Origin of the sequence: Egicoccus sp. AB-alg2 (assembly GCF_041821065.1) — a bacterium.
Taxonomy (GTDB): Bacteria; Actinomycetota; Nitriliruptoria; order Nitriliruptorales; family Nitriliruptoraceae; genus Egicoccus.
The window spans coordinates 300,922-320,820 of sequence record NZ_JBGUAX010000003.1 but is presented as its reverse complement, the minus strand read 5'-3'; the positions used below and the strand labels follow the sequence as shown (position 1 = coordinate 320,820).

At 73.2% G+C, this 19,899-nt stretch carries 14 protein-coding genes; 5 read left to right on the top strand and 9 right to left on the bottom strand.

From position 1 onward, the window contains the following. Positions 1-48: 48 nt before the first annotated feature. The 3 genes from ACERM0_RS06765 to ACERM0_RS06755 form a co-directional block, all read right to left on the bottom strand. The gene (locus tag ACERM0_RS06765; RefSeq protein WP_373677789.1) at positions 49-1,149 is read right to left on the bottom strand and encodes a PDZ domain-containing protein; all 1,101 of its coding nucleotides are present in this window, start codon (positions 1,147-1,149) and stop codon (positions 49-51) included. Between the two features lie 43 nt (positions 1,150-1,192). Beyond that, positions 1,193-2,566: a S8 family serine peptidase gene (locus tag ACERM0_RS06760; RefSeq protein WP_373677788.1), complete on the bottom strand. Its 1,374-nt coding sequence runs from the start codon at positions 2,564-2,566 to the stop codon at positions 1,193-1,195. A 149-nt stretch (positions 2,567-2,715) separates the two neighbouring features. Further along, positions 2,716-3,783 (bottom strand): NAD-dependent epimerase/dehydratase family protein, encoded by a 1,068-nt coding sequence (locus tag ACERM0_RS06755; protein ID WP_373677787.1) that lies wholly within the window; start codon positions 3,781-3,783, stop codon positions 2,716-2,718. A 163-nt stretch (positions 3,784-3,946) separates the two neighbouring features. Between ACERM0_RS06755 and ACERM0_RS06750 the strand changes: the two genes are divergently transcribed. Continuing rightward, positions 3,947-5,470 (top strand): zinc-dependent metalloprotease, encoded by a 1,524-nt coding sequence (locus tag ACERM0_RS06750; protein ID WP_373677786.1) that lies wholly within the window; start codon positions 3,947-3,949, stop codon positions 5,468-5,470. Here the strand turns inward: ACERM0_RS06750 and ACERM0_RS06745 are convergent. Further along, the gene (locus tag ACERM0_RS06745) at positions 5,362-6,012 is read right to left on the bottom strand and encodes a M48 family metallopeptidase (RefSeq protein WP_373677785.1); all 651 of its coding nucleotides are present in this window, start codon (positions 6,010-6,012) and stop codon (positions 5,362-5,364) included. The genes ACERM0_RS06750 and ACERM0_RS06745 overlap by 109 nt on opposite strands. Before the next feature lie 468 nt (positions 6,013-6,480). Between ACERM0_RS06745 and ACERM0_RS06740 the strand changes: the two genes are divergently transcribed. From ACERM0_RS06740 to ACERM0_RS06730, 3 genes are all read left to right on the top strand, one after another. Next, positions 6,481-7,287: an HAD family hydrolase gene (locus tag ACERM0_RS06740; protein ID WP_373677784.1), complete on the top strand. Its 807-nt coding sequence runs from the start codon at positions 6,481-6,483 to the stop codon at positions 7,285-7,287. Next, a complete protein-coding gene (locus ACERM0_RS06735; protein WP_373677783.1) occupies positions 7,278-8,360 on the top strand; it encodes a Fic family protein in 1,083 nt (360 codons plus the stop codon). The genes ACERM0_RS06740 and ACERM0_RS06735 overlap by 10 nt, the downstream gene beginning before the upstream one ends. Positions 8,361-8,554: 194 nt before the next feature. Then, on the top strand, positions 8,555-9,859 hold the full coding sequence (locus ACERM0_RS06730) for an alpha/beta fold hydrolase (RefSeq protein WP_373677782.1): 1,305 nt from the start codon (positions 8,555-8,557) through the stop codon (positions 9,857-9,859). Between the two features lie 5 nt (positions 9,860-9,864). On the opposite strand, the gene ACERM0_RS06725 is transcribed toward ACERM0_RS06730, so the two are convergent. The 5 genes from ACERM0_RS06725 to ACERM0_RS06705 form a co-directional block, all read right to left on the bottom strand. After that, on the bottom strand, positions 9,865-10,806 hold the full coding sequence (locus ACERM0_RS06725; RefSeq protein ID WP_373677781.1) for an alpha/beta fold hydrolase: 942 nt from the start codon (positions 10,804-10,806) through the stop codon (positions 9,865-9,867). A gap of 14 nt (positions 10,807-10,820) precedes the next feature. Further along, positions 10,821-12,863: a thioredoxin domain-containing protein gene (locus tag ACERM0_RS06720; RefSeq protein WP_373677780.1), complete on the bottom strand. Its 2,043-nt coding sequence runs from the start codon at positions 12,861-12,863 to the stop codon at positions 10,821-10,823. Between the two features lie 113 nt (positions 12,864-12,976). Beyond that, positions 12,977-13,408, bottom strand: coding sequence for an SRPBCC family protein (locus ACERM0_RS06715; RefSeq protein ID WP_373677778.1), 432 nt, complete (start codon positions 13,406-13,408; stop codon positions 12,977-12,979). A 223-nt stretch (positions 13,409-13,631) separates the two neighbouring features. Next, the gene (locus tag ACERM0_RS06710; protein WP_373677777.1) at positions 13,632-15,407 is read right to left on the bottom strand and encodes an LVIVD repeat-containing protein; all 1,776 of its coding nucleotides are present in this window, start codon (positions 15,405-15,407) and stop codon (positions 13,632-13,634) included. A gap of 316 nt (positions 15,408-15,723) precedes the next feature. Continuing rightward, a complete protein-coding gene (locus ACERM0_RS06705; RefSeq protein ID WP_373677776.1) occupies positions 15,724-17,280 on the bottom strand; it encodes a peptide chain release factor 3 in 1,557 nt (518 codons plus the stop codon). 260 nt (positions 17,281-17,540) lie between these two features. On the opposite strand from ACERM0_RS06705, the gene ACERM0_RS06700 reads away from it, so the two are divergent. Next, positions 17,541-19,892 (top strand): FtsX-like permease family protein, encoded by a 2,352-nt coding sequence (locus ACERM0_RS06700; RefSeq protein WP_373677775.1) that lies wholly within the window; start codon positions 17,541-17,543, stop codon positions 19,890-19,892. Positions 19,893-19,899: the final 7 nt, after the last annotated feature.

Here is a 19,899-nt window from a genome sequence, read left to right as displayed (position 1 = left end):
CTCCCCCATCCGGCCCGCGGCGACCACCGCCGCGGCCGGAGCGCGCCGTCACTCGGCGGCGGCACGCCTCGGCGACGGCGTCAGCGTGGTCGCCTCCTCGGGCAGACGCCCTTCGCCGACCGCGGCCAGTGCCGCGATGGCCTCGTCGAGCGTGCCGACCGGGACCAGGTGGATCTCGCGCTCGACGGGCGTGCCGAGCGCCTCGTCGAGGTTGCCTCGCGGCACCAGGAACACGCTCGCGGGCCGGCCGCCGTCCTCGCGGAGGGTCGCACCGAGCATCTTCTGCCGGATCCCGCCGATCGCCCCGACCGCCCCGTCCCGGTCGAGTGTGCCGGTACCGGCGACGACCGCACCGTGGGTGAGATCGTCCGGACCGAGCACCTCGACGATCGACAGGGCGAACATCAGGCCGGCCGAGGGGCCGCCGATGATGCCGGCGTCGATCGACACGTCGACCGGCAGGTCGAGCTCCGTGGACAGCAGCACCCCGACATAGGCGCGTTCGGCGTCGTCGGCCGCGGCGCCCAGCACCACCTCGACGTCGCGTTCGCCGGCCCCGTCGCGGACCTGCAGCGTCAGCCGGTCGCCCGGCGAGCGTGCCTGCACGGCCGCGACCACGGCCGCGTTGTCGGTGACGGGCCGACCGTCGACCGCGGTGATGACGTCGCCGACCACGAGCTCGTCGGTCACCGCGTCCTCCACGACCGCGGTGACCAGCGCTCCCTCACCGGTGACGTCGTAGCCGAGCTCGTCGAGGGCGGCCAGCGTCGCCGTCAGCTGGCTGTCGGCCATCAGCGCGGCGTTGTACTCCGCCACCTCGTCGCGGTCGCTGCCCGCGGGGAACAGCTGCTCGCGCGGCACCGGTTCGATGCCGGCGGAGACGTTGGCGCGCAGCCACTCGGTCAGACCGAGCTCCTCGTCGACCGCGACGGTGGTCAGCAGTAGCTCGCCGGTGGCGGTGTAGGCGCGGGCGCCACGCACCTCCAGCAGCTGCAGCACGTCCTCGGCCGGACCTGGCCGCAACGCCACGTAGCAGGCGGGTTGGGCCGCGAGGACCTCGCAGGGCACCAGTCCGCGCGCGATCGCGCCGCCCGTCGTCAGGGCGACGACGGCGCCGACCACGACGACGAACACTGCCAACCGGCGCAACGTGCCCTCCACGCAGCCCGAACGCGCGGAGGGTAGCCCCGGGTCATGCGTGCCGTCGGGCCACCGCGGACCAGATCCACAACGTCACGGCGAGGCACGCGACCGCGACGAGGTGGACCCCTGACCCGTCACCGTGGGATCCCGTCGCGCGGGCGGGGTCGTCGGCCGGCAACGCCACGACGGGCGGGACCCGGACGTCCCCGTTGCCGTCGGCCGCGGGCTGCCGCGTCGGTACGGCCCGGTCGGCAGCCGCGGCGTCCGGTGCCGCCGTCTCCGTCGCCACGGCGGGACGCTCCGGTGCCTCGCCGTCGGGCACGGCACGCTCACCGGTCGCCGTCGGGGCCATCCCGTCGGCGGCCATCCCGTCGGAGCCCACCGCGTCGGAGGACACCGCGTCAGAGGGCACCGCGTCGGCGAAGGCGGCGCCCACGTCGATGCGTCCGTGGCCGTGGGCGACGTCCGGCCCCGGCTCACCGAGGTCGACCGCCGTGGCGCGCAGCCGGGCCACGGCGTCCTCGGGGGTGAAGCCGGCCGCGATGAGCAGCGCGATCGCGCCGCTGACGTGCGGCGCCGCGAAGGAGGTTCCCTCGGCGACGCCGTAGGTGTGGGTGCCGGGTTCGCAGCGTTCGGCACCCGGCGGGCGGCACCAGGTGCTGATCACCTCCACCCCGGGGGCCAGCAGGGCGTCCTCACGCACCTGCGAGGAGAAGTCGGCACGCCGGTCGTCGCGGTCCACCGCGCCGACGAGCACCACGGGCGAGTCCGCCGGGTAGGCCGTGTCCGGCGCGCCGGCATTGCCGGCCGCGACCACGACCACCACGCCGCGTTCCCAGGCGTAGCGCACCGCCGCCGTCGGTGCGCCGGGCCCGGCCGGAGCGGCCTCGTCCCCGGGCACGCTCTCCAGCGACAGGTTGACGACGTCGGCGCCGTGGTCGACGGCCCACCGGATCGCACGGTCCACGTCCCCGCCGGCCCCGCTCCCGGCCTCGTCGAGCACCCGGATCGGCAGCAGGCTCGCGCGCGGGGCGACGCCCGCGATGCCGACGCCGTCGTCGGCGGTGGCGGCGACGATCCCGGCGACGAGCGTGCCGTGCCCGTGCGCGTCGTCCGGGGCACCGCCGTCGACGAGGTCGAGCCCGACGACCTCACCGTCCGCGTCACGCACGAACCGGTCGCGCAGGTCCGGGTGGTCGAGTGCGACACCGGTGTCGACGATCGCGACCACGGTCCCCTCGCCGCGGTCGCCGCCCGCCCAGGCGACATCCGCGCCGATGCGGTCCAGCGCCCACTGCTGCTCGCGGTACGGGTCGCCCGGCGCGAGCGCGGACGCCGGCGCGGACGGCAGCGGCGGCGGTGCCAGGACCAACAGCGCCGGCGCCAGGACCAGGGTCGCCAGCACGAGCGCCACGGTCGTCACGGCCGACCGTGACACGGCGCCCCGTGCCCGTGTCCGCACCTTGCTGCCCTCCCGCCGTCATCGACGCGTACGACGAGGGCAACGAGCCAGGCGCGTCCTGGCAACACCGCGACCCGGCCGCGGCACCGGCTCGACCGGGGCCCGCGCGCTCAGCGCTCCAGGCGGCGGCGCTGCAGTTGGCGGCGACGGACCTCACGGCTGGCCAGGACGCCGACCATCCCGGCTGCCGCCAGTGACGCCGAGCGCACCGTCCGCCGCTCGGCGCGCAGTCCGACGAGCGACACGAACCGGCCGTGCTCGCGCACCGTCTCGTCCAGGGCGTCGCGGTTGCTGTGCTTGGGCTGCCAGCCGGTCTCGATGAGCTTCGCCGGCGACGCGACCCATGGATGCATGAAGTGCCACACCAGGCCCGGGGGCTGCTCGCCGATGCCGAGCCGCCACAGCCGTTCCGTCACGGAGAAGGCCACCTCCTCGGGCACCGCCACGGTGCGCCGCCCGACGATGGCCGTGACCTCGTCCATCGACAGCCACCCCTCGGCCGTGACGTTGTACGCGCCGGTGAGGTCGTGCTCGAGGACGTGCACGAGCGCCGACACGACGTCGTCGACGTGCACGAACTGCAGCGGCGGCTTGTGGCCCCTGACGAGCGTGATGCGCGGCTGCTCGAAGACCCGCGTCACGAAGTTCTGCGCGCCGGGACCGAGCACGATCGCGGGCCGCAGCACCGTGACGGCGACCTCCGGGTGCGCCTGCGCCCACGGCCACAGCCACTGCTCGACCTCGGCCTTGTGCTGCGAGTAGTTGAAGTCGGGGGTGCCGCGCACCGGGTGGTCCTCGGTGAGCGGCACCTCGTTGTCCGGATGGGCGCCGTAGGCCGCGACCGACGACAGGTACACGACGCGTCGGACGCCGGCTGCGGCCGCCGCCTCGAAGACCCGCTTGGTGCCCTCGACGTTGATCTCGCGCATGGTCGGCTCGTCGTGCATCGGATCGAGCCGGAAGGCGAGGTGGACCAGGGTGTCGACCGTCTCCAGCACCTGGACCAGGTCGCGGTCGCGTACGTCGGCGCGGCGGAACACCAGCTTGTCGGACGTCAGCCCCTTGGGCGCCACCAGGTCGAGGCCGTGGATGCGCTGCACCTCCGGCTGGTCGTCCAGGGCGGCGACCAGCCGTCTGCCGATGAACCCACCCACCCCCGTGATCGCGACGGTGGTCACCGTCCCCTCCTCGACCGCTCGCCGCGTACCGTAGCGAGGGGGTCCGCCCCGACGACCGGCGCACGGACACCCCGGCCGCGACACGGCCGGCCGGCAACACCCGGCCGACACCGCGGCCCTCGACCACCCGCACCACCCGCACCACGAGCCGACGAGGCCTCCCGTGAGCGACGACCCCCGCCTTCCCGGCGACGACGAGCCCGACGACCCGTTCGGCGGCGCGCTACCGCCGGAACTGCAGGCGATGTTCCAGCAACTCGGCGGCAGCGAGGGCCTGGCCGCCATGAGCGCCCAGCTCTCGCAGCTGTTCGCCGGCGGGCTGGGCCAGTCCGGCCCGGTCGACTGGAACCTCGCCAGCCGCGTCGCCCTCCAGGTGGCGGCGGACGGCGACCGCGGCCCCACCCCCGAGGAGGAGACACGGGCGCGCCAGGCGATGGAGCTGGCCGAGCACTGGCTGGACGACAGCCCGCTGCCGGCGTCACCCGACGCCGGCCGGCTGGTGGTCGCCTCGCGCCAGACCTGGGTGAACGCCGCGCTGGCGGCCCTGCGGCCGCTGGTGGAACCGGTGGCGCGTGCCTCCACCGACGCGATGGTGTCGCTGGCACAGGAGCAGCTCGGCGAGCTCGGCGAGCAGGGGCCCGCGGGCCTGCCGGGCCTGGAGGGTCTGCCGCCCGGCCTGGGCGACCTGCTCGCCAACCTCGGCGGCATGGACCTCGGCGCGATGCTGCGGCCCGCGGGTGCGGCACTGATGGGCCTGCAGGCCGGGCAGGTGGTCGGGCAACTCTCCCGTCAGCTGCTGGGCCAGTACGACCTCGGCATCCCGACGGCGCCGCGGGCCGAGGCCTACTCGCTGGCGGTCAACGTCCAGGCCGAGTTCGACGGCTGGGACCTCGACCCGATGGAGGTCGCGGTCGTCCTCGCGCTGACCGAGGCCGCACACCGGCGCCTGTTCCACGCCGTGCCGTGGCTGGAGGCGCACGTGCAGTCGCTGGTCGCCCGCTTCGCCGCCGGTACCTCCATCGACGCCGAACGGATGCGTGAGCTGTCGGAGGAGCTGATGACCGGCGTCGACCCCGACGACCCGGACTCGCTGCGCGAGGCGATGGAGCGTGCAGCGGGCCTGCGGATGGAACCCACGCCGGACCAGCGTCGCGTGCTCGAGCGGCTGCAGGCGGTCGTGTGCCTGGTCGGCGCCTGGGCGCGCCACGAGGCCGACCGCGCCGCGGGCGACCGGCTGCCCGCCCGTGGGCGGGTCGAGGAGGTGCTGCGACGCCGACGGGCAACGCGCGGCGACGGCGAGGAGCTGCTCGCGGCGCTGCTCGGGCTGGACCTCAAGCCCGAGGACGAGGGCGTCGGCGAGGCGTTCGTGGTCGCGGTCGAGGGCGCGCTCGGGCCCGCGGGCCTGCACCGCGCGCTCGCGCACCCGGAGAACCTGCCCGACGCCGCCGAGCTGGCCGACCCGTCCGCCTGGCTGGCACGCACCGCCGGTGACCACGACGTCCCCGACGACCTCAGCGAGCTGCTCGGCGGCGAGTTCGGCGAAGCCCCGGTCGAGGGCAGCGCCGACGAGCGCCTGCGTCAGCAGTCCGCGGGCGACGCGGACGGCGCGGACGGCGCGGGTGCTGACGGCGAGGACGCGGACGGCGAGGACGAGGGCGGCGACGGCAGCGGCGCGGCCGGCACCTGATCGGGCGGGGTGCCCGCGGCGAGCTGACCGGCCGAGAAGCCCTCCAGCCAGCCGCGGGCCCGTTCGGCCTGCGGGTAGCGGGCCACCAGGGCATGGAACGCCGGCCCGTGGTCACGCTCGAGCAGGTGCGCCAGCTCGTGGACCAGCACCGCGTCGAGCACCCATGCCGGCGCGGACGCCAACCGGTCGCTGATGCGGATCTCGCCCGTCGCCGGCGTGCACGAGCCGTGCCGGCGGGCCATGCGCGGCGACCAGCGCACGGACGTGAACCGGACCCCGTCGAGGTAGCGGTCGGCCAGGAGCCGGGCGCGGGCCTCCAGGGCCGCGTCGCCGCCGTTGCGTTCCCGGGAGCGGCGCCGGGTGACCTTGGCGACCAGGTCGTCGATCAGCCGCTCCTCCTCGACACGCTCCAGGCCCGCCGGCAGGCGGATGACGATGCCGGCGCCCTCGGGCGCGGCCGATGCGGACCGGCGCCGCCGTGGGCTGCGGTGGATGCGCAGCTCGGGCCGGCCGGCGGCGGCCGGGCGGTGCTCGACGGACATGGGCGGGCTCCTCGGTGGGCGGGCAGGTAGCAGACGCCGCGGCCGGGTGGGGCGCGGCCCCGGTGTCCCGTGCGAGCCTCGCACGGGCACGAGCGGGCCCTCGTCGGGCCCGCCGTCCACAGCGTGTGGATGCCGTGTGGACGGTCCGACGGCGGCGTGCCCGCCCCGACCTGCGGTGACGCGGCGATCCTCGCCGACGCGGCGCCGTCCACCTCGCGGCCATCCACACCCCATCCACACCGCGGCCCCCACTCGTCCCCAGCCCCTGTGGACGAGACGCTCGACAGTTGCCCGCCCGGCCCCGTACGGTCCCGCCACGAGGTCCCCAGCACCGGACCGGAACGACGCTCCACGGGGAAGGGAGCGCCGCGACGGCACCGGGCTGGGGGCTTCCCGTTTGGGCGGGCCACCGTCACGGCGGACTACCCTCGGGGCCCGAGCCAGCCGCCGCCAGGACCAGGAGCGATCGTGGCCGAAGCCGCTGCCGCCTTCTTCGACCTCGACCGGACCCTCATCGGGGGCTCGTCGGCCTTCCACTTCGGCATCGCCGCGTGGCGCAACAAGCTGATCCCCACCGGCGAACTGGTGAGCGACGCGCTCAACGCCGCCACCTACAAGCTGTTCGGCGCCACCGACGAGCGCTCCGAGGCGGTCCGTGACCGCATCCTCCATGCGGTCACGGGCTCGGAGCAGGCCGAACTCGTGGCGCTCAACGAGCAGATCATCCCGCGCATCCTCGAGCAGGTCCGGCCGGAGTCGCGCGGCCTGATCGACATGCACCACGAGGCCGGACGCGACTGCTACATCCTGTCCGCCTCCCCGGTCGAGCTCGTCGATCCGCTGGCACGCGCGCTGGGCATGGAGGGCGGTCTCGGCACCGTGTCCGAGGTCGCCGACGGCCGCTACACCGGCCGGCTCGACGGACCGTTCCTGTACGGCGAGGGCAAGGCCGAGGCGATCGAGAAGCTGGCCGCGGAGAAGGGCTACGACCTGCGGCTGTGTTACAGCTACAGCGACTCCGCCTCGGACCTGCCGATGATGGAGATGGTCGGTCACCCGGTCGCCGTGAACCCCGACCGGCCGTTGGAGTCGGTCGCCCACCAGCGCGGTTGGCCGATCGTGATCTTCTCGCGCCGCACGAAGCAGGTCGTCAAGGTCACCACCGCCAGCGCCGGGTCGGCGGCACTGGCGGCCGGCACCTACCTGCTCGGCCGCCGGCACGGACGCATCGCCACCGAGGCCGCCGCCGGACGGCGACTGCGGCCGTGGCGCTGACCGGCGTCGTCGACCGGCACCAGGTGAGCGCCCATCTCGGCGCGCTGCTCACCCGCGCCGAGGAGTTGGCGGACCGACTGCGCTCGGCCGCCGACACGGGCGACGCCGCCGCGGCGGCCGACGCCCGCCGCGAGGCGGCACTGGTCGCGTCGTTGCGGCTGGACGGCTCACCGCTGGAAGCGCTGCCCGCCGCCGACGCACCGATCGACGACGCGGACGACGAACTCGGCACTGCGCCGGCCGGCGACGGCCGGGGCGGGTCCTGGTTCGACGCGCTGCGGGCGTTCGACGAGGTGCCGGACGCGACGCTGCTGGCGCGCGAGGCCCGCGGGGTGCGCGCGGCCGCCGCTGCGGACGACCTGCTCGACGACCTCGCCCGCGCGCCGCTGGCCACGCTGGGCGAGCTCCACCGCCGTCTGACACGCGGGCTGCTCGCGCCGGATCGCGCCGCCCACCTGCGCACCAGCGACCAGGCGGTCCACGACGCCAGCGTCGGCCGCGTCATCTACTACACCGTCGAACCCGCGCTGCTGCCCACCGCCGCGGACGCACTCGACGCCTGGCTGCGCGGCCCGGCGCAGGACCTGCCGCCCCTGGTGGCCGCCGGCGTCCTGCACCTCGAGGTCCTGCGACTGCACCCGTTCGAGGCCGCCAACGGTCGCCTCGCCCGAGCCGCCTCACGCCTGTGGCTGCGGCGCCACGGGCTGGATCCGGCTGGCCTGGCCGTCCCCGAACTGGCCCTGGCGGACGACGCGCTCGGCTACCACGAGGAAGTGGCCCGCACGCTGCGGCGGCGCGACGCCACCATCTGGCTCGAGCGGTGGGCGGAGGCCGTCGTCGAGGGGCTCCGCGGCTCGGCGCGCGTCCTCGGGGTGCTGGACGACGCGCCTGGGCCGGCGGCCACGGCGACCGGTCTGGAGCCGGAGTTCACGATCGCCGACCTCCGCGACCGGCTCGGGCTGGCGGATCTGCCGGCCGCCGCGGCCCACCTCGAGGTGCTCCTGGACGCCGGCGTGGTTCGTCGCGTGCCGGGCGCGCGCGGGCTGCGCTACCGCCGTGTGGTCGGTGACTGATCGGTCAGACGGACGTCCGACCTGCCAGACCCGGCCGACCTTCGTGGCAAATCGCCTGGCCAGACGTCCATGAGGTCGGCGTCGCAACCGGTCGGGGGCTGGTGACGTGGCTGACGGATCGCTCTGAAAGCGTCGCGAAACCCGACGTTCAGGGGTGATTGACGCGTACGCTCCTTTCGAGAAAGGGGAGGGACATGACGGTCGCACCGCGGCCCCCGGCCCCGGACGGCGGCACCAGCAACCCCGTCGCGGGTGCATCTCCCCTGGGTCTGCGGGCGCCGGCGACCGACGACGTCCGCGGCGCCTTCCTGCACCTCGCGGAGCGCTTCCAGCCCGAGGAGGCTCGCAACCTCGACGCCAAGTGGGTCATCGAACTCGTCGACCACCCGGCCGCGGCGACCACGTTCCACGTCCGCTCCGGCCGGATCCTCGTCTCCCCCGGCGCGGCCGCCACCCCGGTTGCGCGCCTGCGGACGGACGCCGCCACCTGGCTGGACCTCGTCGCCGGTCGCCAGGACGGCGTCGCGGCCTTCCTGGGCGGGCGGCTGGAGATCGCGGGGGACCTCAACCTCGCCGCCCGCTTCGAGACCATGTTCGCGCCCGGCCCCGAGGCGACCCGGTTGCTGCGGACGGTGGAGACCTCGGTCAAGGGCGTGCGACTGGAGTCGCTGGTCGCCGGCCACGGCGACCCGGTGCTGCTGCTGCACGGGCTGGGTGCCAACAAGGTGTCGTTCCTGCCCCTGCTCGACGGCCTGGCCCACGACCACGAGGTGCACGCGCTCGACCTGCCGGGCTTCGGCAAGTCCGCCAAGCCGCTGCCGACCGGCCGGCGCTACACGATGGCCTGGATGGCCGACGTGGTGCACGGCTACCTGGTGCGCAACCGCATCCGCGACGTCCACGTCGTCGGCAACTCCATGGGTGGGCGCATCGCGATCGAACTGGCCCTGCGCCACCCGGAAGCGGTGCGCAGCGTGGTCGGCCTGGGCGCCGCCGTCGCGTTCGACGAGTACCAGCGGTTCGGCCCGTTGCTTCGCTTCACACGGCCCCACTGGGTCGGCGCAGCTCCCGTGCCCGTGCCGCGCCAGTGGGTCGAGGCTGGTATCCGCGAGCTGTTCTGCGACCCGGCCCGCATCCCTGCGGCCAACTTCCGGGCGGCCGCCGACGACACGATGCGCTACCTCGGCGACCCCGGCTACCGGCTCGCCCTGCTGGCCTGCGCCCGACACCTCGGTGCGGAGAAGGCCGGCGGGCGGCGCAGCTACTGGACCCGGCTGGCCACGCTGCGCACGCCCAGCTACTGGGTGTTCGGCAGCAAGGACCGCCTCGTCCGCCAGCGCTACGCCGCGCGCGTGGCCGACCGGCTGCCCGCGGCCACGGTCGACGTGTGGGAGGACGTCGGGCACGTGCCCCAGTTCGAGGTGCCCGAGCGCGCGATCACGGCCGTGCGGGACTGGATCGCCGGCTTCGGCGCACCCGAGCACGCCCGCCCGGCGTGATCCGGTCAGTCCTCGGCGAGGAAGGCGGCCACGGCCGCCAGGTAGTCGTCGGGCGCCTCCGCCATCGGCACGTGCCCGACGGCCGGTAGCGACGTCAGTTCCCAGTCGGGTCGACGCTCGGCGAGGTGATCGATCACGGCGCGCCCCACCAGTCGGTCCGCGTCCCCCCACACGACCAGGGTCGGCGCCTGGATGTCGTCGACCGCCTGGACCAGCTCGCGGGCGCGGACCAGTGCGGACACCAGCGATTCCGCGGCGCCGACCAGGCCCGGCAGGCGCCAGCCCGCGTCACGTCCGGCGACGAGGTTCTCCAGCCCGATCGCCTGCAGTTCCGGCGACAGCCGCTCGGGATCACCGTGCAGGAGCCGGGCGGTCTGCTCCCACTCACGCTCGGGGCTGACCCGGGCACGCATCGCCCGGACCGCGAGATGGCCGGCACCAGGCACGGCGAAGGGCACGAAACGCAGGAACGTGAGCGGATGGATCTCGTGCATGCGGCTGCGGGCGGTCGGCAGCGCCGGGGAGGCCAGGACCAGCCGCTCGACGCGTTCGGGAGCCCGGTCCGCCAGCAGCACGGCCAGCATGCCCCCCATCGAGTTGCCGTGGACGACGGCGCGCCGCCAGCCGAGCCGGCGGAGCAGCGCGTGCAGGAACGCGACGTTGGCCGGGACGCGGCTCGCGCGCGGGTGCGGTGGCTCGGTCCTGCCGAAGCCGGGCAGGTCGGGCGCCACCACCGGTCCGTGCTTGGCGAGCCCGGCGACCACCTCGATCCAGTTGGTGGCCGAGCCGCCGAGGCCGTGGACGAGCAGTTGCGGGATGCCGTCGTCGGGGCCGTCGGCGCGCAGCACGTGGACGGCGGTGCCGGCCAGGTCCACGATCTCGCTGCGCACCCCGGCCCAGCGGCCGCTGCGCTCGCCCCAGTCCTCGACGAGCCGGTCGTCGCTCACACGGGCCCTTTCGCTCACACGCGCAGCAGTGCCGCGAGTTCGTCGGGTCGCGTGACGGGCCGCTCGCAGGCCAGGTCCCGGCACACGTAGGCCGCCGGGGCACCCTGGACGGGTCCGCGCCCCGCGAGCAGCGGCACGCGGTCGTGGTGGGCCGGGTCGGTGACGACCACCAGCGTGCCCGGATCGAGCATGCCGTTGGCGACGCGGGCGAGCGCGTCCCGGTCGGGGCCCGGCTCGCCGACGATGGCGACCTCGCGCATCCCGCCGACCAGCGCCTCGGCCTGCCGCAGCAGCCAGCCGTAGCCGGTCGGCATGCGCCGAGCACCGTCCTGGAACAGCCGGACCCCCTCCTCGGCACGGGTCCGCCACCCGAGGTCGCCGGTGAGCCCGGCCAGCAGCCGGCACACCTCGACCATCACCGACGTGCCCGCGGGCGTGGCGTTGTCCCACGTGTCCTTGGGGCGGGTGAACAGCGTCTCCGCGTCGTGCGCGGTCTGGAACCAGCCGCCCTCGGCGTCGTCGTGGAAGCGCTCCTCGGCCTCGTCCGCCAGCGCCCTGGCACGGTCGAACCAGATCCGCTCGCCGGTGGCCTGGAACAGTTCCAGGTCGGCCAGGGCCAGTCCGGCGACGTCCTCGAGGAACGCCGGCGCGCCGACGTGACCGTCCTTCCAGGAGTGGTGCAGGCGGTCGGCGACGACCAGGTGCTCGTGCAGGAAGCTCGCGGCGGCGGTGGCGGCCACGACCCAGCCGTGCTCGTCGAGCAGCCGGCCGGCGCGGGCCAACCCCCGGATCGCGTAGGCGTTCCAGCTGGTGATGACCTTGTCGTCCACACCGGGCGGCACGCGCTGTGCCCGCCGCTCGAGCAGGGCCAGTCGGATGCGCTCCCACTCGTCCTCGAACGCGTCCAGGTCCAGCCCGCGCCGTTCGGCGAAGGTGTGGCGCGGCACCGGCTCGTGCAGGACGTTGACGCCCTCCCAGTTGCCCTCCGGGGTCGCGCCGAGGAAAGCGGCCCAGCGGTCGGGATCGGCGTCGGCCTCGCGGATCACCTCGACCAGCTCGTCGTAGGGCCACACGAAGTAGCGACCCTCGACGCCCTCCGAATCGGCGTCGGTCGCCGCGACGAAGGCACCCCCCGCCGTCCGCAGCTCCGCGAGCAGGTAGGTCGCCGTCGAGTGCGTGACACGGACCAGGTCCGGCCCGCCCGTGAGCGCCGCCGCGGTCGCGTACGCCGACAGCAGCAGCGCGTTGTCGTAGAGCATCTTCTCGAAGTGCGGGACCAGCCAGCGGGCATCGGTCGAGTAGCGGGCGAACCCGCCCGCCAACTGGTCGTGGATGCCGCCGCGGGCCATCGCGTCCAGCGCCTGCACGCTGGCGGCCAGGGCGTCCGGCTCGGCGGTGCGGGCATGGCGTGCCAGCAGCCACTCGATGGTCATCGCCTGCGGGAACTTCGGCGCGCGCCCGAAGCCACCCAGCTGCCGGTCCCAGGCCTGGCCCAGGACGAGCCGGGCCGCCTCGTCGACGAAAGCGGGGTCGATCGTGTCCGCCAGCGACGCGTCCCGGTGCGCGTCCAGGGCCGAGGCGATCGAGGTGGCGGACTCGAGCACCTCGTCGCGGCGCTCCTGCCAGGCGTCGGCGACCGCCACGGCCACCTGCGGGAACGAGGGCATGCCGTGCGCGGGCTGCTTCGGCCAGTAGGTGCCGGCGTAGAACGGGCGTCCCTCGGGGGTGAGGAACACGCTCATGGGCCAGCCACCGTGGCCGGTCATGGCGGTGACGGCCTGCATGTAGACCGCGTCGACGTCGGGACGTTCCTCGCGGTCGACCTTGACGTTGACGAAGCGCTCGTTGAGCAGCGCGGCGATCTGCTCGTCCTCGAAGCTCTCGTGCGCCATCACGTGGCACCAGTGGCACGACGAGTAGCCGACGGACAGGAAGATCGGCGCGTCACGTTCGCGGGCGGCGGCGAAGGCGTCCTCGCCCCACGGGAACCAGTCCACCGGGTTGTCGGCGTGCTGGCGCAGGTAGGGCGAGCTCTCGTGCGCGAGCCGGTTGGCCATGACCGCTCCAGTGACGACGCCCGGCCTTCGCGCCGGGACACGGGTGGGCCACCCGAGCGTACGAACCCGACCGACGACGAGGATGGCGGGCCCCCCACCGACGACCGGGGTGGTCAGGACGCCGAGGACAACGAGGTGGCGGCCGCGGTCAGACGCCGGCTGTAGGTCCCGAGCACCATGGCAACGAAGCGTGCGCGGAGCCAGCCGCCGCTGAACCTCGACGTCCACGTGACGGTGGTGCCACCGTCGGTGGGCTCCAGCGTCACGTCGCTGCGGTAGTCGCGCAGCGGCAGACCGGACAGCAGCACGTAGGCGAGGTGCCGCGGCGCCTCGTGGGCGACGACCTGCTCGCGCGTGGTGCCGGTGGGCGTGCGCAGGGCGTGGATGGCACCGAGCCCGTCACCACCGCCGGCCGCCGGCAACTCCAACTCCGCACCGCGGACCGGAGCCCACTCCGGCCAGCTGGTGATGTCGCCGAGCAACGCCCAGACGCGCTCGGGTGGTGCGGGCGTCCGACGGGTGACCGTGACGGTACGGGTTCGCATGATGGTCTCCTGGGCGTGACGTCGGGGACGCGGCGTCGTCGACACGCTCGGCCGTACGAGCATCCGCGATCCCGACCATCCACGCCCGGGCTTGAAGCTGCCTTGAGCGACGCATGAGGCGCCGCGCAGCTGACGGGGCGCCGACTGGCGGCCGAGGGGGCGTCATGGCGGAGGGGGCGCCGTGTGGCGCCCCCTCCTGGGTGCTGCGGATCCTGCCTCGGGATCAGGCGTCGGCCAGCGCTCGCAGCGACGCGGACAGGTCGTCGTACCCACCGACGTCGTCGAGCTGGTTGGCCAGCGCGCGCAGGTTCGCCTTCGCGGCCTGCGCCTGCGGGCCGGTCTGGAACCGCTCGGCACGGTCGATGAACTTGTCCACGTTGGCGAGCAGGTCGGCGTCCATACCGGCCCGTGCCGCCTGGTCACGGTAGGCCCGGCTGAGCGTGAAGCTGGGTTCGAAGGCGAACCGCTCCTGGCCCTGGACGTTGCGCTGACGGAAGTCGACCGACTCCGCCACCGCGATCTCGTTGGCCGACAGCTGGTCGGTCTCGGCGAGCGCGAACGAGTCGAGCCCGCGTGCGATCTCCGAGCCGTAGATGTTGCCGTCGTACCAGTAGGCCGACCAGTAGCCGCCGCTCACCAGCGCGGTGCCCGTGCCGATCGGACCACGGTCGAAGTAGGCGATCTCATACGGGTTGGCCGTGTCGGTGAAGTCGAAGATCGACACGCCACCCTGGTACCACGCCTGGACCATGATGTCGCGACCCGGGACGGGGATCAGCGAGCCGTTGTGCGCGACGCAGTTCTCCTGGGCGGTCTGCGGCACGGGCAGCTTGTAGTAGCTCGCGAACTCCATCTTCGGGCCGTCGTCGGTCTGCACGATGTCGAACAGCGCGTTGGCACCCCACTCCTCGCGGTGGTTGGCCATGCAGCGTGCGCCGCCGCCGCCACCCCACTCGTCGGTGAAGAGGACCTTCGTGCCGTCGTTGTTGAACGTCGCCGAGTGCCAGTACGAGAAGTTCGGGTCCGCCACGTCGTCCACCCGGACCGGGTCGGCCGGGTCGGTGATGTCGATCAGGAGGCCGTTGCCCTGGCAGGCGCCGGCGGCCAGGCCGATCGCCGGGTAGGCCGTGATGTCGTGGCAGGTGTTGGTGTTGGGGGTCGGCGAGTAGTTCGCGCCGGCCGGGGCGCAGAAGAAGTCCGGGTCGGGGTCCTGGTTGCAGGGGTGACCGCCCGGAGGCGCGCTGTTCTGCAGGCCGTTGACCGCCCCGGTTTCGAAGTTCCGGAACAGCCGAGCCTCGGTGACGACCTGGGCGTCCTCTGGGCTCGCCAGCGGCACCTTGATGACCTCGATCATCCACTGCGACGGGTTCGCCCCGGCTGCGGACGTCTGGCCGCAGCGCCCGGACATCTCGCCGTCGGGCGTCGAGACGACCTCCGCGGACGAGCGCTGCCCGGCGGTACCGGACACGTAGACGTACACGTGGTCGGGATCGTTCGGGTCCTCGACCACCGTGTGGGTGTGCGAGCCACGACACGTCTGGACGTTCTTGACCAGGTCCGGGTTCACCGGATCGCTGATGTCCCAGATCCGGACGCCGCGCATGCGGTTGGACGCGTTGACGCCGCCGGTGGTGCAGTCGATCTTGCCGCCGGTCGCTTCGACCGACTGGAAGGCCAGGTCACCGAACACCGAGATGTCGTTCTGGCTGCCCGGACAGAGGACCTCCGTGACCAACTCAAGGTCCGACGGGTCGCTGGCATCGAAGACCTGCAGACCGTTGTAGTTGCCCATGAAGACGTAGTCGCCCTGGAAGGCGAGATCGGAGACGGTGTTCGTCAGCGTCCCGTCGCGCTTCTGGAACCAGTCGAGGTGCTCGAGGCCGAGGATGGCGTCGGACGCGTCATACAGGCCGGGGCTCAGGCCGACGCGCGGGTCGACGTCGTCGGCCACGGCCGCCACCGGCAGGACACTGATGAGCATCGCCGCGGCGGCCAACATCCCGACGCTCCGTCGGGTGGCGTGCTTCCTTCGGAGCACGCGTGACGAGAAGACTCCCATTCGTTCACTCCCATGGGTCGTCGCCCACGGCGGGCGACGACGCGCCGCGCTCAGCTCCCATGCCCGCCCCGCACCGCCGGGATCGCCGGTGCGCGCGAGGCGCGAAGCGCGACGGCGTGACGCTAGACGGCCACTCACATGAAGTGGTCACGCGAACACGATCTGCGACGGCAGTCGCACACTCGTTGGTATCACCCGCCCGTCACGGGCTGGGTGGTCCCGCCCAGCGGCCGCGCGCTGACGACGCCGCCGCGAGCTACGTGAACAGCACCTGGTCGAGCGTGAGCTCGGGGTGGTCGGACGCGACGCGTTCGGCCACCCAGCGGCTGCGGAACAGGGCCATCGGGACGTCGTCGGAGCGGTAGTACACCGACACGTCGCGCAGCGTCCGGAGCTTCGGCACCGACGCGTCGTCGGTCGCACGCGCCGACTCGTACGACGCGGCCCGCAGCCGCACCGGGGCACCGAATTCGTGCTCCAGCCGCCAGGTGGCGACGTCGAACTGGAGCTGACCCACCGCGGCCAGCAGCGGTTCCTGGTCGCCGAGGTCCGGGTGGCGCAGCACCTGGATCACGCCTTCCTGGTCGAGCTGCTCCAGGCCGCGGCGGAACTGCTTCACCTTGCTGCGGTCGGCCGGCGTGCAGACGGCGAAGTGCTCCGGCGTGAACGTCGGCGGGGGCGGGAACTCGACCTTCTTGCCGTCGTAGAGCGTGTCGCCGATTCGCAGGTCGGTCGCGTTGACCAGCCCGACGATGTCGCCGGGGAACGCCACGTCCACCGTCTCGCGCTCGCGACCGAAGACCTGGTGGGCGTACTTCGCGACCACACGCTTGCCGTTGCGGGCGCACGTCAGCGCGGTGCCGCGCTCGAACGTGCCCGAGCACACCCGCACGAACGCCAGGCGGTCGCGGTGACGCGGATCGAGGTTCGCCTGGACCTTGAACACGAAGCCGGCGAACGGCTCGTCGATCGCACGATGGTCGCCGTCGCGGGTCGCCCGCGGGCCGGGCGAGGGCGCCAGTTCCGCGACCGCGTCCAGCAGCAGCCGGACGCCGAAGTTCGCCAGCGCCGAGCCGAAGAACACCGGTGTCGCCTCGCCGGCCAGGAAGCGCTTGACGTCGACGTCCTTGCCGAGCTCGTCCAGCAGCGCCAGCTCCTCGCCGGCCATGCCGGTCGCGTCCAGCTCGTCACGCCACGCCTCGGTCGACTCCGTGCCCGTGTGGCTGCCGTGCGCCGAGTCGCCGTACACGTGGAAGCTACGGTCGCGGCGGTCGACCACGCCGGCGAACCGGCCCTCCGGCACGACCGGCCAGGTCACCGGATGGGTGTCGATGCCGAGCTTCGTCTCGATGTCGTCGAGGATCTCCAGCGGCTCGGGTGCGGGCCGGTCCATCTTGTTGACGAACGTGATGATGGGCGTGCCCCGCCTGCGGCACACGGCGTAGAGCTTCTCCGTCTGCGGCTCGACGCCGTTGACCGCGTCGATGACCATGACCGCCGCGTCGACGCCGGACAGCACCCGGTAGGTGTCCTCGGAGAAGTCGCGGTGTCCGGGCGTGTCGAGCAGGTTGAACACGTGCCCGTCGTGCTCGAAGCGCATGACCGCCGAGCTGACCGAGATCCCGCGCTTCTGCTCGAGCTCCAGCCAGTCCGAGGCCGTCGACCGCTCGACCTTGCGGCTCTTGACCGCCCCGGCCTCCTGGATCGCGCCGCTGTACAGGAGGAACTTCTCCGTCAGCGTGGTCTTCCCGGCGTCGGGGTGCGAGATGATGGCGAAGGTGCGCCGCCGCGCCGCCTCACGTTGCGGATCCATACGTGTCGTTCCTGCCTGCGTTCGCGTCCGGTTCGGCGCATGCGGGCGATATGACGCGGCTGGCCGACGTAGAGGTACGGGGTGGGAAGGTATCCGCCCACCGCCGGTGGTGGCGCTGGCTGCGAGGCCACCCCGCGTCGCGGCGGTCCCGCGCTCCCCAAGGGCCGATCGGTGCCGGACGTGTGCCCAACGGCCCTGCGCCCCGCAGCGTTGCCGACCGACGATGGCACTCGGCGGAAGGGTCTGCCGTGTACGCCCGGATGATCGCTCGGGACTTCGTGCGCAACCGCAGCGTCACCGCACTCCTCGTGGTGTTGATGATGCTGGCGGTGCTCCTCGCGGCCGCGAGTACGGGGACGCTGTCCCGCCTCGTCGGCACGTCCGGTCGCTTGATGGCGCAGGCCGCCGCGCCGCACGTGCTCCAGATGCACGCGGGACCGTACGACCAGGCGGAGGTGGATCGCTGGGCGGCCGCGCGGCCTGACGTCGTTCACCACCAGTCGATGCTGATGCTCGGCATCGACGGGGCGAACCTGTCGTTCGACGGCGTGCCGCAGACCGCCAGCATCCAGCAGAACGCTCTCGTCGTGCCCAACACGGAGCGCGACCTGTTGCTCGACCTGGACAACCAGCCGCTGACGGACGTGGCCCCCGGCACGATCGTGCTGCCGGTGATCTACGAGGTCGAAGCCGGACTCGAGGTCGGCCAGTCGGTCCGGATCACGGCTGCGGACGGCTACGCCAAGGACTTCACGATCGCCGATTTCGCCCGCGACTCGATCATGAACCCCGCCGTCGCCAGCTCCAAGCGCCTCGCCGTGGCTGCATCGGACCTGGAGGAGGTTCGCGCGCACACCGGCGAGGTCGAGTACCTCCTGGAGTTCTGGCTCGATGACCCGGCCACACAGACCGCCGCGTTCGAGAAGGCCTACCTCGACTCGGACATGCCGAAGGTCGGCCAGATGGTCGACTCGGCGACGTTCAGGACGTTGACGGTGATCGGCGACGGGATGGTCGCCGCCGTGGTGATCCTGGTCGCGTTGCTCCTACTCGCGGTCGGTCTGCTTTGTCTGCGCTTCTCCTTCCTCACCGCGACCGAGCAGGACTACCGCGAGATCGGTGTGCTCAAGGCCGTCGGCGTCGCCCCTCGCGACATCGGCAGGATCTACCTCACCAAGTACGCCTTGCTCGCCGGCATCGCCTCGGTGCTCGGGTTGCTCGGCGGCTGGGCGCTGACCCCCTTGCTGACCCGAAACATCACCCGCTACCTGGGCTCCGCGCCGACGCTGTGGAACTGGCTCGCCCCGCTCCTCGCCGCCGTCGTGGTGTTTGCCGTGCTCGTGCTGTTCGTCCTGGTGCTGCTGCGCCGCTTCGACCGGATCAGCGCGGTCACCGCTCTGCGGGCCGGCACGACCAGCCGGCAGCCGAAGGCGGCCCGCCTGCGCCTACACCGGTCGAGGATGCCCGTGCACGTGAGGCTCGGCGTGATGGACGTCGTCGGGCGATGGCCGACCTATCTGCTGCTGTTCTTCGTCTTCGCGGTCAGCACGTTCATCATGATCGTGCCGGTCAACTCCGCCACGACGGCGAACTCGCCGGGCTTCATCAACTACATGGGGATCGGCGCCGTCGATCTGCGCATCGACCTGCGCCACGCCGACGACGCCTCGCCGGGGCAGTTCGCGCGCATCGTCGACCGGCTCCGAGCCGACCCGCAGGCGCTGACGACCGCGCAGATGGTCACGACCCGCAACGACACGGTGGACATGGACGGCAACGCCGTCAGCCTCTACGTCGAGAACGGCGACCACACCCGGCTGCCGTTGACCTACGCCGAGGGGCGCGCTCCGACGAACGACGCCGAGATCGCACTGTCGCTGCTCGCGCTGAACGAGACCGGGCGTGGCGTCGGCGCGACCCTCCCGGTCGAGGTCGGCGGCCGGACCCGCGAGTTGGCGATCGTGGGCAGCTACCAGGACATCACCAACGGCGGGAAGACCGCCAAGTCGTCCCTGCCGATCGAGGGTGACGAGGTGATGTGGTACATGGTCGGTGTCGACCTCGCTGCCGGGACGGATGCCGGCGCGAAGGCCGCGGCATATGCGGACGAGTTCGCGCCGGCCAAGATCGCCGACATCGGACAGTGGCGCGTCCAGACCCTCGGACCCATCGCCCAGCAGATCACGACGGCCGCCGTCGTCGCCGCGATCGTCGCCGTCGCTCTCGCGATGCTGATGACGGCGCTGTTCAACCGCATGCTGCTCGCCAGGGACGGCGGCCAGGTCGCCATCCAGCGGGCGATCGGCGCCGACGACGCCGGCCTGCGCCTGCAGTACCTCACCCGGATGCTGCTCGTACTCGCTCTGGGCGTCGTGGCCGGCACGCTCGCCGCGAACACCGCCGGCGAGACGCTGTTCAACCTCGTGTTCGAGGCGATGTTCGGCGGGTTCGACGCGCTCGGCCGCGGCACCAGCCGCATCGCCTTCGACGTCCGACCACTACTGGCGTACGTCGTCCTGCCGGCCGCGCTGGTCGTGTCCGTCACCGTGGCGACCGCGGCCAGCTCCCGGGCCATCTCGGACGCCAACATCTCCGCCCTCAACATCGAATGAGGGGGTC